This is a genomic window from Selenomonas sp., assembly GCF_052169755.1.
Taxonomy (GTDB): domain Bacteria; phylum Bacillota; class Negativicutes; order Selenomonadales; family Selenomonadaceae; genus Selenomonas.
Genome location: NZ_JBQNBV010000002.1, coordinates 1 through 13,960, shown reverse-complemented (window position 1 = coordinate 13,960; position 13,960 = coordinate 1). Strand labels below are relative to the sequence as shown.

General features: G+C 57.8%; 12 protein-coding genes. 10 read left to right on the top strand and 2 right to left on the bottom strand.

Features of this window, described 5'->3' with window-relative positions; translation table 11 throughout:
- Nucleotides 1-2: 2 nt before the first annotated feature.
- The 4 genes from ACTTKG_RS00255 to deoC all read left to right on the top strand — a co-directional run bounded on the left by ACTTKG_RS00255 (nucleotide 3) and on the right by deoC (nucleotide 4,734).
- On the top strand, nucleotides 3-986 hold the full coding sequence (locus tag ACTTKG_RS00255; protein WP_442672253.1) for a GNAT family N-acetyltransferase: 984 nt from the start codon (nucleotides 3-5) through the stop codon (nucleotides 984-986).
- Entirely contained in the window at nucleotides 983-3,622 is a 2,640-nt protein-coding gene (locus ACTTKG_RS00250; RefSeq protein ID WP_442672252.1) for a SpoIIE family protein phosphatase, read from the top strand. The genes ACTTKG_RS00255 and ACTTKG_RS00250 overlap by 4 nt, the downstream gene beginning before the upstream one ends.
- A 66-nt stretch (nucleotides 3,623-3,688) precedes the next feature.
- The gene (locus ACTTKG_RS00245; protein WP_442672251.1) at nucleotides 3,689-3,997 is read left to right on the top strand and encodes an STAS domain-containing protein; all 309 of its coding nucleotides are present in this window, start codon (nucleotides 3,689-3,691) and stop codon (nucleotides 3,995-3,997) included.
- A 92-nt stretch (nucleotides 3,998-4,089) separates the two neighbouring features.
- Nucleotides 4,090-4,734 carry a deoxyribose-phosphate aldolase gene (gene deoC, locus ACTTKG_RS00240; RefSeq protein ID WP_442672250.1) on the top strand — a complete coding sequence of 215 codons (645 nt, stop codon included), beginning with the start codon at nucleotides 4,090-4,092 and terminating at the stop codon, nucleotides 4,732-4,734.
- Between the two features lie 87 nt (nucleotides 4,735-4,821).
- Here deoC and ACTTKG_RS00235 read toward each other — a convergent pair whose 3' ends face one another.
- Nucleotides 4,822-6,099, bottom strand: a complete 1,278-nt coding sequence (locus ACTTKG_RS00235) for an LCP family protein (protein ID WP_442672249.1) — start codon at nucleotides 6,097-6,099, stop codon at nucleotides 4,822-4,824.
- Nucleotides 6,100-6,449: 350 nt separating this feature from the next.
- Here ACTTKG_RS00235 and ACTTKG_RS00230 point away from each other — a divergent pair, with 350 nt between their 5' ends.
- The 6 genes from ACTTKG_RS00230 (at nucleotide 6,450) to ACTTKG_RS00205 (ending at nucleotide 12,585) form a co-directional block, all read left to right on the top strand.
- Nucleotides 6,450-8,003 (top strand): SLC13 family permease, encoded by a 1,554-nt coding sequence (locus ACTTKG_RS00230; RefSeq protein WP_442672248.1) that lies wholly within the window; start codon nucleotides 6,450-6,452, stop codon nucleotides 8,001-8,003.
- A gap of 84 nt (nucleotides 8,004-8,087) precedes the next feature.
- Nucleotides 8,088-8,561, top strand: a complete 474-nt coding sequence (locus tag ACTTKG_RS00225; protein ID WP_442672247.1) for a CYTH domain-containing protein — start codon at nucleotides 8,088-8,090, stop codon at nucleotides 8,559-8,561.
- 96 nt (nucleotides 8,562-8,657) lie between these two features.
- Nucleotides 8,658-9,641, top strand: a complete 984-nt coding sequence (locus ACTTKG_RS00220; RefSeq protein WP_442672246.1) for a YeiH family protein — start codon at nucleotides 8,658-8,660, stop codon at nucleotides 9,639-9,641.
- Between the two features lie 154 nt (nucleotides 9,642-9,795).
- Nucleotides 9,796-10,461 carry an MgtC/SapB family protein gene (locus tag ACTTKG_RS00215; protein ID WP_442672245.1) on the top strand — a complete coding sequence of 222 codons (666 nt, stop codon included), beginning with the start codon at nucleotides 9,796-9,798 and terminating at the stop codon, nucleotides 10,459-10,461.
- Nucleotides 10,462-10,621: 160 nt separating this feature from the next.
- Nucleotides 10,622-11,839 (top strand): dicarboxylate/amino acid:cation symporter, encoded by a 1,218-nt coding sequence (locus tag ACTTKG_RS00210; protein WP_442672244.1) that lies wholly within the window; start codon nucleotides 10,622-10,624, stop codon nucleotides 11,837-11,839.
- 29 nt (nucleotides 11,840-11,868) lie between these two features.
- Nucleotides 11,869-12,585, top strand: a complete 717-nt coding sequence (locus ACTTKG_RS00205) for a hypothetical protein (RefSeq protein ID WP_442672243.1) — start codon at nucleotides 11,869-11,871, stop codon at nucleotides 12,583-12,585.
- Nucleotides 12,586-12,634: 49 nt separating this feature from the next.
- Here ACTTKG_RS00205 and clpX read toward each other — a convergent pair whose 3' ends face one another.
- Nucleotides 12,635-13,927, bottom strand: coding sequence for an ATP-dependent Clp protease ATP-binding subunit ClpX (gene clpX, locus ACTTKG_RS00200; protein ID WP_442672242.1), 1,293 nt, complete (start codon nucleotides 13,925-13,927; stop codon nucleotides 12,635-12,637).
- Nucleotides 13,928-13,960: the final 33 nt, after the last annotated feature.

Genomic DNA, 13,960 nt, shown 5'->3' with positions numbered 1-13,960 from the left:
TCATGGCAAAGCCGAATATTTTGCTGCGCGACTTTGCGCCGGAGGATGCGGCGGGTTTGGTCGCGTGCATTCGCGAAGAATACGGCGCGAGTTACTTCCAGCCGGAGTTTTATCGCGCGGACTATCTGAGAGAGCTGCACGCGGGCGGACGTACACATTTTCTCGTTGCCGAAAGTGCGGGCGAGATCGCCGCCATGCTTGCGCTGCACATCGACGCCGACTGCGGTACGATTGCGACGGGCATCGTGCGCAAGGCGCATCGCGGTGCAGGCGTCATGCCGCAGCTTTTTCGAAGGGCGGTGGAGCAGGCGAAGCGTCTGCATCTTCGTGCGCTTTTTTGCCGCAGCGTCGCGTATCACGACATCACGCAGCGCCGCTTGGAAGAGCTGGGCTTTTCGCCGACCGCTCTTTTGATGGCGGAGTTCTTGACCGAGGGACAGTATTCGTATGCAAAGGATACAAATTTGAAGCACCCGCATATCCTGCTCGTGAACGTCCTTTTGCCTGACCCTTTGCCGTGCAGGATCTTCGTACCTGCCGTATGCAGAGGTGCGGCGGAGATGATTTACGCTGCGCTTCATCGGCGTGCAGCGATCTCGACCGCGTGCGGTGCGCTTCGCGGCAAGAGTGCATTGTCGGCAGAGTACGATGATCGTCAGCGATGCACGTCCATCTTCGTGCATCGCGCGGGGGCGGATCTCCAAGTGCGGGTGCGGGAAATCGAGCGCAGCCGCCGAGCGGATTTGCAGACGTCGAACGTCTTTTTGAATCTCGCCGATGCGGACGCTGTCGCCGCGTATGAAGTCTTGCGTGCGATGGGGTACTTCTTCACGGGCTTTTTCCCGCTGTGCAAGGGAGAGGAAACGATGGTTCTGCACAATCCTATGGGCGTTGCGATCGATGCGGATGCTTTCGCGCTTTCTCCTGCGGCGGCGAATCTTCGCGATCTTGTCGAGACGCGCCGCTCTGAGGGGGAAGCGCCATGAAGCTCAAACGATGGACGAGGCTCCATATACGCGGGCGCATGATTCTCGTCGTGCTGTCGACGAGCCTTTCGACGCTCGTTATCTTGAGCTTCATCGGCTTTTACGGCATGTTCGGCGCACGGCTTGATGCGGTCGAGAGCGGCAGGGAGATCGGACGCGAAGCGACGACGAGCAGCTCTGCCGCGCTTTTGGAGCAGAAGAAGATCGAGCTGCAGAACATCGTGGACGACAAGGCGAACGATATTGACGGCAAGCTGGAGAGCATCCGCCGCGACGTAGAGATCCTCTCAAGCGAGATGAGCCGCATCGCCTCGGAGCCGGAGAGTTGCACGCCGTACACCGTCCTGCCGCCCGACGCGCGAAACGGCGGCAAGCTGACGCCGCAGCTGCTCTTTGCCGCCGATGTCGATCGCACGGATGCTGCGCTCCGGGAAGAGATTGGCTATGCCGCCAACATCGCGCCGCTTGCCCTCGACTTCATGCGGCTCAATCGCTTCATGGTCACGGCGTTCGCCGCCTCGGAAAACGGCTTCACGATTTTGACCGACACCTACTCCGACTTGCAGGGCGCACACTTTGACTCGCGCACGCGCCCGTGGTATACGCTCGCAAAGGAACGCGGCGGGCTTGTCTTTTCCGACGTGGAGAAGGATGCGCTCAACGGCGAGCTTTGTCTTTTTTGTTCGATGCCGTATGAGCGGCAGGGGGAGTTCGCCGGCGTCGTGGCGATGGGCGCATACGTCGCCGATCTTCGGAAGATCATCGACGCCGTCAGCGATTATCAAGGGCAATTCGCTTTTGTCATCGATCGAAAAGGTCGAGTGATCCTTTCGACGCTTGACGCAAATACCTGCGATACGGCTATGCGCGAATTGGCTGTCAACGTCGATGAAGAATTCGATCTCAGACGCACCGCCGAGGCTCCTTTGGCGCTCGCAGCGCGTGAGATCTCTGCGGGCGGGCGCGGGCTCACGGAGGTCGTCGTCGGCGGTACGCTGTACGACGTCGCCTATGCGCCCATCGCAGGCATGGGCTGGACGTGCGCCGTCGGCATCCCGAAGCAGGAAGTCATCGCGCCCGCCGTGCAAAACGATGCGACGATCCGCCGGATGACCGACGCGAGCGTAGAAAAGCTCGACGGCTACATGGTGCGGACGACGCTTCTGATCGCCTGCGTCGTAGCCTTGTTGTTCTTCGTGCTGATCTATGCGGGGCGCAGGGCGTCAGAGCATTTCGTGCGTCCGATTCGCGCACTTTCGGACGGCGTGCGCGAGATCGCCGGCGGCAACTTGGAGAAAAAGCTCGATATCAAGACGGGCGACGAGATCGAGAGCCTTGCCATCTCCTTCAACGCCATGACGGATGAGCTTGTGCGCTATATGAAGAACCTCGCTGAAATCACGGCGAAGGAGGAGCGCATCGCGACCGAGCTTTCCGTTGCAAGCCGCATTCAGGAAAATATGCTGCCGAACATTTTCCCGCCGTTTCCCGATCACCGAGACTTCGACATTTATGCGACGATGGACGCGGCGAAGGTGATCGGCGGCGATTTCTATGACTTTTATCTGCTCGACGACGATCACGTTGTGATTACGATTGCCGATGTATCGGGCAAGGGCATCCCCGCTGCGCTCTTCATGGTCGTCGCCAAGGTCATCTTGAAGAATGTCATGCAGGCGCTTCAAGCGGGCGACGATCTCGCAGACGCTGCCGTCCGCGCCAATGAACAGCTCTGCCAGAACAACGAAACGATGATGTTCGTCACGGCGTTCATCGCCGTGCTCGATCTCAGAGACGGCACGCTCTCTTATGTGAACGCCGGTCATACGCCGCCCGTCCTCATCCGTGCGGCAGACGGCGGCTTCCAGCCGCTCGATGTAGAGCGCAATTTCGTGCTTGGCGGCATGGAGGGCTTTGACTACGTCGCACAGACGACGACGATGCGTGCCGGCGACGTGCTCTTTTGCTACACCGACGGCGTGACCGAAGCGGCGAATGAAGAGGACGCGCTTTACGGCGAAAAGAGGCTCTTTTCCAGTCTTATGGACGTCTGCGAAGAGCCGCCGCATCTTAGGGATCTGCTCGCCGCTGTGCGCGCGTCGCTCAACCGCTTCGTGGGCGCGGCGGAGCAGTCGGACGACATCACGATGCTTGCGCTCTCTTACAAGGGACGCGCTGAAAAAGAAGGCGTCGGCGCTGGGACGATACCGAACGGCGCAGAGAAAATCTGCATGAAAGCGACGCTGGAAAATCTCGCGCGCGTCAATGCATTTATCGAAACTTTGCTCGCGCCTTTGTCATGCCCCCAAAAAACCGAGATGCAGCTTGGTCTTGCCGTCGAGGAGATCTTTGTCAACATCGCCACGCACGCCTACGGCGCGGGTGAAGGCTGCGTGACGATCTGCGCGGCTGTGGAAGAGACGCCGTCCGCTGTCCGCATCACCTTTGTCGATGAGGGCGCATACTACGACCCGCTCGCGTGCGGCGATCCCGATACAACACTTTCCGCCGAAGAGCGTGAAGTCGGCAAGCTCGGCGTATTTCTCGCGAAAAAGAATGTCGATGAAATGCACTATGCCCGCGAGGATGGCAAGAATATCCTGACGATACGCAAGCGCTTGGATGGAAAGACTTGATTCGGCGATACCGTTTCCGCTATAATTTTCAGGGGAACATTTTGCAGTTTGAGAGGAGCGCATCGAGTGGAAATAAAAGAGGAGCATCAAGGCGCCGTATGGCGTATCGCACTTTCCGGCCGTTTGGACACCCTTGCGGCGGCGGAGTTGGACAAGGTGATCGGCGCGGGTATCGCCGATACGGCAGAGTTGATCTTCGACTTTGCAGATGTCCAATACATCGCCTCGGCAGGTCTGCGCGTCCTCTTGGTGGCGCAGAAGCAGATGAACAAGCAGGGCAGCATGAAGCTCCTGCATGTGAATCGCGATGTGAAAGATGTGCTGGAGATCACGGGCTTCATCAATTTCTTGACGATTGAAGAGAGCGCGGTCTGAAAAGCCGCATATAAAGAATGCAGGCTCGCCCGTAAGTTCATCCGCGCATGTGAATTTAGGCGACCGCTTTCTTTATCTGAGGGAGGGATTCGATGGAATTGGCGAAGTGCATCGATCATACGCTGCTTCGGACGGATGCGCGGCAGGCTGATTTGGAGAAGCTGACGGCAGAGGCGAAGGCGCACGGTTTTGCTTCTGTCTGCGTCAGTCCGATCTGGGTGGCGTTTGCGGCGCAGGCGCTCCGAGAGAGCGGGGTCAAGGTGTGTACGGTCATCGGTTTCCCGCAGGGGGCGACGCCGTCTGCGGTCAAGGCGTTTGAGACGAAGCAGGCGATCGCGGACGGCGCAGAAGAGGTCGATATGGTCATCGCGGTCGGCAGGCTCAAGGATGGAGACGACGCTTATGTAAAGGCGGATATCGAAGCCGTCGTTCGGGCGGCGAAGGGCAGGGCGCTCACGAAGGTCATCATTGAGACGTGTCTTTTGACCGACGAGGAGAAGCGCCGCGCGTGCCGCTTGGCGAAGGAGGCGGGCGCGGATTTCGTCAAGACGTCGACGGGATTTTCGACGGGCGGCGCAACGGCAGCGGATGTGAAGCTCATGCGCGAGAGCGTCGGCGAAGCTCTCGGCGTCAAGGCGTCGGGCGGCGTGCGTGACCGCGCGGCTGCCGAGGCGATGCTCGCCGCCGGCGCGACGCGTCTCGGCACGTCGAGCGGCGTGCAGATCGTCGAGGGATAGGCTGCACGCAAAACGCCCCGTCATAAGCCGCGACTGCGGCTTATGACGGGGCGTTTTTTATGTCGTGTCTCTATGCACAAGGCTGCGTCATTGCGTTTTCTGCGGGATCGTGCCGCCGGGAACGGGGGCGGCGCTGTCTGCCGACGGCGCAGTATCCGCTGCATCTGTGCGCGTGCGGGGTGCGTCCGTATCGACGGTCGTGTTTCTGCGTTCCGGCGGCGCTGTCGTGCGCTCCTTGCTGCCCGTACTCTTATCGTCCTTGTCACTCGCATCCGTGCGGCGCTGCTCCTTGGCGGAACTTTCCGCTTTTCCTGCACTCGTGCGCTCCTTGATGCGTCCGATCGAATGGTCGTCTGCGGGAACTTCCGTAGCGCCTGCGGGAATCGAGTTTTCGTATTCGCTGCTCTCGCGCTCCATAGCGGCGCGCATCGAAGCGTTGACGTCTATGCCGAGTGTGCTGGCGACGGTCTGCCGGAGTTTCACGATGTCGGGGATCCAATAGCTGATCTCCGAGATGTAGAGCGGGCGTCCCGGCACCATATCGGTCTTGAGCCCGTTCTTCTGCGCGTCCTTCAGCGTGCCTGCAAACTCTAAGAGCTGGCGGAAGGAGAGATCGGTTTCGATCGAGCCCATGACTTCTTTGATGACAGCGGGCAGACGCGTGACGATGGCGGGCGATGTGACCTTCTCCATCACGGCTTTCATGAACTTTTGCTGGCGCTCGATGCGGCCGATGTCGCCCTCTTCGTCGCGATAGCGCACATAGGTCACGGCGGTCTTGCCGTTCATGTGCTGCATCCCCGGCTTGAGGTCGATCAAAAGACCGCCGTCATCGTCCCACGGATCTTCGTAGTACATGCGCTTTTCCACGTTGATGTCGATGCCGCCCAAGGCGTCGATGATGCGCTGGAAGGAGTGCGTGTTGATGATGATGTAGTGGTCGATGCGCACGCCCAAAAGATCCTCGACCGTGCTCTCGCTGAGCTTATGCCCGCCGTAAGCGTAGGCGGCATTGATCTTGTCGTAGCCGTGCCCCTTGATCTTCACGCGCGTGTCGCGCGGTACGGAGAGGAGCGCCGCCTGATTCTTCTTGGGGTCGATCATCGTGACCATCAAGGTGTCGGAACGCCCGACGTCGTCCTCTCTCTGATCGACGCCCATGATCATGATGGTCGCCTTGTCTTTCGCCGTCAGGAGATGTTCTTCATCCGCTTTCGGCGAATCCTTGTCCAAGAGGCTCGTCGAGGCGAAGAGTGCGCCCGCCGCAGCCGCAGCAAAGAAAACGAATACGATAGCGACGTACGGCAAGATGCGCCGCTTCTTTTTCGGCGCGGCAGGGGGCGTTGAATGGTTCTGCAAGATCATACCTTCTTTTTCAACATTTTCATGTGCATCCGCCATCTGCGGCGGCACGCGACTGCGGACAAGGTTTCGCCCGCATGATACTTTCTTATTATAAAAGGTCTTGTTTCTTTACGCAAATGATATTTTCCATTTCGGGCAGGATTAGGAGGATTTTATCCGTGCTTCCTTGAAATAAATTTGGCAAATTTTAGTTCGTATTTCCTTTTGAAACGTATCTTTTCTATTGTAAAATCGCGTGCTTTATATTATCATAAAAGAGTAATAATTCTGGTGTGTTATACGGGGATAACCGCCAGTTATGGGACGGGTGCTCCATACCGTTCGCTTCAACGTAATGGAGGTGTTACTAAATGAGTACGGAAACAAAAAGTCAAGGCGACAAGATTCATGAGGCTGAGTTGGCGTTTGACCGGAAACGGCGTACCTTCGGCATGATCTGCGGGCCGATCTGCGCCATCCTCGTCATGATTACGCCGATTGCCGATCTGCCGCTTCCGGCGCACAAGCTTTTGGCGATCATGACGCTGATTGCGCTTTGGTGGATCACGGAGCCGATACCGATTCCGGTGACGTCGCTCTTAGGTCCGACGCTTGCGGTTGTCTGCGGCGTTGTGGGGGCAAAGGACGCCTATGCGGCATTCGCAAATCCGATGATCTTCCTCTTCATGGGCGGCTTTATCATCGCCAAGGGCATGATGATGCACGGACTTGACCGAAAGTTCGCTTTCGCCCTCCTATCGATGTCCTGGGTCGGTTCGAATCCCAGGCGCATCTTCCTCGCCGTCGGTCTTGCCTGCGCGCTGTGCTCGGGCTGGGTCAGCAATACGGCGACGGCGGCGATGATGTTCCCGATCGCACTCGGACTTTTGGAAGCGATCAAGGAGATGTTCGCCGCGAACGGCAAAAAGATCGAGCTGCACGAGTACAAGTACGCCACGGGTCTCATGCTCATGACGGCGTATTCGTGCTCCATCGGCGGCGTTTTGACCCCGATCGGCACGCCTCCGAACATCATCATGCTCGGCTTCCTCGATCAGATGGCAGGCATACACATCTCCTTCTTTGAATGGATGATCTGGGGTTTTGTCGCTATGGTCGTCTATTTCATCATCGCTTATCTGATTCTCGTCAATATGTTCCCCGCGGACGTCAAGCGCATCGAAGGCGCAGAGGCGTTCATCGCCGAGAAGCGGCGTGCGCTTGGCGGCTGGACGCGGGCGCAGAAGAACACGCTCGTCGGCTTTATCGTCGCCGTCCTGCTCTGGGTCACGCCCGGCATTTTGAACATCGTCTTGGGACCGGAGTCGCCGATCCTCAAGATGTACGGCAAGCTGTTCCCCGAAGCGATCGCCGCGATGATGGGCGCACTGATCCTCTTCTTCCTGCCCGTCAACTGGAAGGAGCGCGAGTTCACGCTGAACTGGAAGGATGCAGCCGCCGGTATTGAGTGGGGCACGCTGATCCTCTTCGGAGGCGGTCTCGCGATGGGCGGCATGATGTATAAGACGGGGCTTTCGACGTGGGTCGGCGACTGCATCGTCGGCTGGATGGGCGGCGAGCCGTCGCTCTTCATGATGGTCGCGATCTTCTCCGTCATGGCGCTTCTCTTATCAGAGCTTTCGTCGCACACGGCGGCGACGAACATGATCGGCCCCTTGGGCGTTACTGCCGCTATGGCTGCGGGCTTCAGCCCGATCCCCGTCGCGGTCGGCATCGCGCTCTCTTCGTCGCTCGGGTTCATGCTGCCGGTATCGACGCCGCCGAACGCTATCGTCTACGCATCGGGCTATGTGCCGATCACGAAGATGATCAAGACGGGCGTCTACATCGACTTCATCGGTATCTTCTGCGTGACGATCCCGATCGTGCTCTACCTCGTCGAGTACATCGTTGGCGCACGCTGAATGACAGAAGCCCTCCTTTTTGCGGAGGGCTTCTTATTTTTTCGGAAAGCTTCCCGTGCTGCTGAGGAAGCGGAAAGGAGCTGTATGGCAAAGGAAATTGAACGCAAGTTCCTCGTCAGAAAGGAGCTTTGGCTGCCGCGGGGCGAAGGCACAGAAATCGCGCAGGGATATCTTGCAGCAGATGCGATGCGTGCCGTGCGCGTGCGCCTTGCAGGGCAAAGCGCCTATCTGACCGTCAAGGGACCGACGCGAGGCGTCGAGCGTTTGGAGTTTGAATATGCGATTCCTCTGGATGATGCACGAGCTATGCTTGCGCTCTGCGAGCGTCCTTGGATCGAAAAGCGCCGCTACAGAGAAAGGTACGGTGCGCATCTCTGGGAGATCGACTGCTTCTCGGGCGAAAACGAGGGGCTTATCGTCGCTGAAATCGAGCTTGCCGCCGCAGACGAAGCCTTTGAAGCGCCGCCTTGGCTCGGCGAAGAGGTCTCCGACGACAGCCGCTATCTGAACGCCAGTCTCATGCGTATGCCGTTCTCTCGCTGGCAGAAAAAACTTTGAGTGTGAGGGAAAAAGTGGTACACTAAAAGCGTATGCTTTGTCAATGCTTTCTAAATATAAGAATGCGGCAGTTTTTCAAAGGAGATGTTTTTCAGAATGAAAAGTGAGTATGTACGGGGCATCGTCTACGCGCTGCTTTTTGCCGTTCCTGCGTATATCCTTGGGCAGTTCTTCCCGATCATCGGCGGACCTGTGTTTGGTATCCTTCTCGGCATGTGCTTTGCACGTCTTGCGCGGCCGAAGAACTTCGAGGCGGGCATCAGCTTCACGGGCAAGAAGATCTTGCAGTATGCGATCATCCTCTTAGGCTTTGAGATGAATCTCTACCACGTCTTGACGGTCGGCTCGCAGTCGCTTGCTGTCATGGCGTCGACGCTTGCGACAGCTTTTTTCGTCGCGTGGGGGGCGGGAAGGCTTCTTGGCGTCGAGGGCGATGCGAGGACGCTGATCGGCGCGGGCACGGCGATCTGCGGCGGTTCCGCCATCGCGGCGGTGGCTCCCGTCATTGGCGCGAAAGACAAGGACATCGTCTTTTCCATCTCGACGATCTTCCTGTTCAACGTGCTCGCCGTATTCATCTTCCCCTTCTTCGGACATCTCATGGGCATGAGCGACTTCGGTTTCGGCATGTGGGCGGGCACGGCGATCAATGATACGTCGTCCGTCGTTGCGGCAGGCTACTCGTATAGTCATGAAGCGGGCAGCTATGCGACGATCGTCAAGCTCACGCGCGCTCTCTGCATCGTGCCCGTATGCCTTGTTTTCGCGCTTTTTGCGGCGCGGGACAGCAAGGCGCAAGGCAAGGGATTCAGCCTGAAGCACGTGTTTCCCATGTTCATTCTGTGGTTTGTCGTCGCTTCTATCGTCAATACGACGGGCGTTCTGCCCGAAGCGCTCACGCACTTTTTGGGGCAGGCGGGCAAGTTCGCCATCGTGCTCGCGATGAGCGCCATCGGACTGAACACGGACTTCGCCGCGCTCCTCAAAAACGGCGTGCGTCCCATCACGCTCGGGCTTTTTTGTTGGATCGCCGTCGCCGTCATGTCGCTCATCGTGCAGCATTTCATAGGCATCATGTAATGCACAAACCTGTGGATAAGTTCTGCACAAGATGAAAAAACAGCATTTTTCTTGAAAAATGAGGGACTTTTCCACAGGGTTTATGCACAAAGTGGACAAAACTGGGGATAACTTATGAAAGATCGTGGTATGAATCGCTGAGAAAGGAGCTGCTATGGTATCTGAATGGGAGGTTTTCCTGCGCTTGACGCTTTCGTGCGTGCTTGGCGGCGTCATCGGCTACGAGCGGCAGTCGCGCCGCAAATCGGCGGGACTGCGCACGAATATGCTCGTGTGCCTTGGCTCCTGCCTCGTCATGCTCCTCTCGACGGCGATTTATCAAGGCGTTGAGGGCAGGACGAACGCGGATCCCGCGCGCCTTGCGGCGCAGGTCGTTTCGGGCATCGGCTTTTTGGGCGCGGGCGCGATCATGAAGGAAGGGCTGACGGTCACGGGACTGACGACGGCTGCGTGTCTTTGGGTCGTCGCAGGCGTTGGGCTTGCCACAGGCGGCGGCTACTACACGGCGGCGCTTTTGGCGACGGGGCTGGTATTCGTGACGCTCGGCGCGCTTTCCCGTATCGACGAGTGGGTGCTGCACGACAATCACATCCTGCTGACCGTCTTTACGCGCGATTTGCCGGGGCAGCTCGTTCATATCAACGAATGTTTGGAAGATCTCGATCTCACGGTGCATACCGTCAAGACGGTGCGAAGTGAGGTCAGTGATCGCGCCCTCGTGCTGGAGTTTGAACTTTTCAATCACTCGAAGATCAAGGGCGTCGCTCTCGCCGACGCCGTCGGCCGCATCGAGGGCGTCACGGGCGTCAATGTCGCCTAGAATCGTTCTTCTGCAAAGAAGCTGTATGTATATCTGATTAGACGTATGCGGAAGAATTTGCTATAATGAAGAGGAAATCAGACAGTTCCACGCGTTTCCGGGAAGAACTTCTTCTTGGAGGAATTGCCCCGAATCCTTTTTCCTAATTTTACGAAAGGGTGTGGAAATTTTGAATCTCTCTGCTCGCATCTTTATCGCGCTCATTCTCGCGGTCGTCGTTGGACTTGCCGTCGGGGAAGAGTACATCGGCTTCATCAACTGGTGGATCGCACCGATTGGCACAATATTTATCAACCTCATCAAAATGATGATCGTGCCTGTCGTATTCTCGTCGCTCATCGTCGGCGTCACGAGTCTTGGCGACACGAAGACGCTCGGGCGCATCAGCGCCAAAGCGGTCGGCATCTACCTTTCGACGACGGCGATCGCCATCATCATCGGCTTCTCTGTGGCGGGCGTCATCCATCCGGGCGTCGGTCTTACTTTGAGCGGTACGGCTCCCGAGATGAAGGAAGCGCCGTCCGTCATGCAGGTCTTGGTCAACATGGTGCCGACGAATCCCATCGCGTCGATGGCGAAGGGCGATATTCTGCCTGTCATTATCTTCGCACTCTTCATCGGCGTCTCGATCACGCAGGTCGGCGGCGAGCGCGGCATGAAGCTCATCGGCTTCTTCGACGCCTGCGCCGAGGTCTGCTACAAGGCGATCGGCATGATTATGGCCTTTGCGCCGTACGGCGTTTTTGCACTGCTCTTGCCCGTCGTCGCGAAGAACGGACCGAAGGTGCTGCTGCCGTTGCTTTCCGTCATTCTCTGCGCTTTCATCGGCAGCGTCATTCATGCGGTGCTCGTCTACTCGACGATGGCTTCCGTCTTTGGCAAGATGAGTCCGATCAAGTTCTTCCGCGGCATGTCGGAAGCGATGATGCTCGCCTTTACGACATGCTCAAGCTCGGGCACGCTGCCGGTCAACATGAAGAACTGTGAGGAAAAGCTCGGCGTCTCGCGTAAGATCGCCTCTTTCGTCCTGCCTCTGGGCGCGACGATCAATATGGACGGCACGGCGCTCTACATGGGCGTCTGCTCGCTCTTCATTGCGAACGTATTCGGCATCGACCTCACATTCCAGCAGATGGCGATGATCGTTCTGACGGGTACGCTCGCGTCCATCGGCACGGCGGGTGTGCCGGGGGCAGGACTTATCATGCTCGCGATGGTCTTGCAGGCGGCGCAGCTTCCCTTCGAGGGTCTTGCGCTCGTCGCCGGCATTGACCGCATCCTCGACATGATTCGCACCTGCCTCAACGTCACGGGCGACGGCGCCGTTTCTGTCGTCGTCGCAGCGTCTGAGGGAGAGCATTCTTCGTCGAATGGCTGATCGTTGAGATGAATCGGGGGGGAGAAAACATGCGGCGTACTCTTGCGATGATTTTTGCAGTCATGCTTTTCTCCTCGCTTTTTGCAGTTTTTGGCGCATCTTCTGTGCTTGCGGCAAGACTGGCGGAAGATGCGGGAAGCGCCTCGACGCAGGCTGCGGCTGCAAGTGCCGGTTTTTCTGACAAGGTGCTTCGCGCCGCGCCTGTCGGGCAGCGTCATATCGTCCTTCTGCGCCCCATCGCGCCGCGCTCCATGCCGATCTCCGTGGTCGATGCGATGAAGGAGCGCGTCGTGCGCGACTTTCGCGTGCCGCTCAATGAGACGCTTCGCGCTGTGAGGTATGCGGACGATGCAGAAATAGAGCAGGCGATGCGGATCATCTACGGCGGCGAAGGATCGCTCGCCGAGCGTCTCAAGCGGGCGGCTGAGGAAACGGATGCCGACTATATCGCGGGTTTCGCTGTCACGGAGTACAGAGAGACGACCTATCGCAACTGGAAGGATGAGCTTGTGCTGCACAGTTCTGTCAATCTGCGTCTCCTCGGTTACGACCGCGTGCGCGATCTCGTCGTCGATCTGCCTGCTTCGCGCAGCTATCACAGCGAATACTCGCCGAGCGGCACGGCGCGTATCCTCGCGCTCTTTGAAATCGACCGTCTCATGGATAAGGCGGATTTTCGCTCGACGCTATTTCCGATCACCGATTGGCTCGATAAGCCGCGGAAAAAGACCAGCGGGGCGGCATAGTAAAGAGACACCCTCGATGGGCATCGCTCATCGAGGGTGTCTCTCTTTATTATGCCAGTCGTTCGATTTTCGGCTCGGCGCCGTCTTTCAAACACTCCTTCGTGATCGTCACGCGGCGTTTCTCGGCGGACTTCGGGATTTCGAACATCACGTCGAGCATCGTGTCCTCGATGATGCCCTTGAGGCTTCTTGCGCCGGTCTTTCGCCGGATCGCTTTTTTTGCGACGGCGCGAAGCGCATCTTCTTCGAATACCAGCTCGACGTTATCCATCGCGAGAAGCTTCTCGTATTGCTTGACGGGCGCGTCCTTCGGCTCTGTCAGGATGCGCAGAAGGTCGTTTTCGGAGAGTGTTTCGAGCGTGCATATCACGGGCAGGCGGCCGATGATCTCGGGGATGATGCCGTACTGCATGAGATCTTCGGGGCGCACCTTATGGATAAGCTCATCGAAGCGTTTGGCTTCGTCTTTTTCCTTGCCCTCGACCTCTGCGCCGAAGCCGATGCCTGCCGCATCTTTCTTGAGACGCTTTCCGATGACATCTTCGATGCCGACGAAAGCGCCGCCGACGATGAAGAGAATGTTCTTCGTATCGACCTTGATTGTCGGCGCTTCGGGATGCTTTCTCTGACCTCGCGCCGTGAATTCGACGACGGAGCCTTCGAGCATCTTGAGAAGCGCCTGCTGCACGCCTTCGTGTCCGGGGTCGGCGGTGATCGAGTTGTTTGCGCCGGATTTTCTCGCGATCTTGTCGAACTCGTCGAGATAGATGATGCCGTGTTCCGCTTTTTCGATGTCCTTGTCCGCTGCATAGTAGAGGTTTCGGACGGCGACTTCTACGTCTGCGCCGACGAAGCCCGCTTCTGTGAGGCTCGACGCATCCGTCACGGCAAAGGGGATGTCGAGAAGCCGCGACAGATGCGAGAGAAGCGCTGTCTTGCCGCAGCCTGACGGGCCGAGCATGATGACGTTCGACTTCTCGATGTCCGTGCCGTCCTCGTTCATGTAGCCGTAGTTCATGCGCTTGTAGTGATTGTAGACGGCGACGGAGAGGATTTTCTTGGCGCGGTCTTGGTTGATGATGTACTCGTCGAGGTAGGCTTTGATGATGTGCGGCTTGTTTTTCTGCAAGATCGCATCGAGCTGGTCGGCAAAGTTGAGCTTCTCCCTTTCCGCGCTCGCTGCCTCGTGATCCTCAATGTAATGGTATATGTCTTTGACGCAGTTCTTGCAGATGGCAAAGCCCGTGTTCGGGTCGTAAATCGGCATATCGTACTGTTCATGCACGGTAACTTTGCGTTTGCAGAAGCTGCATGTATGTTTCAGCGGTTCGCGCTCTGTCATAGTCATGCTCCCTTCAGTTGAAATGGTCTTATT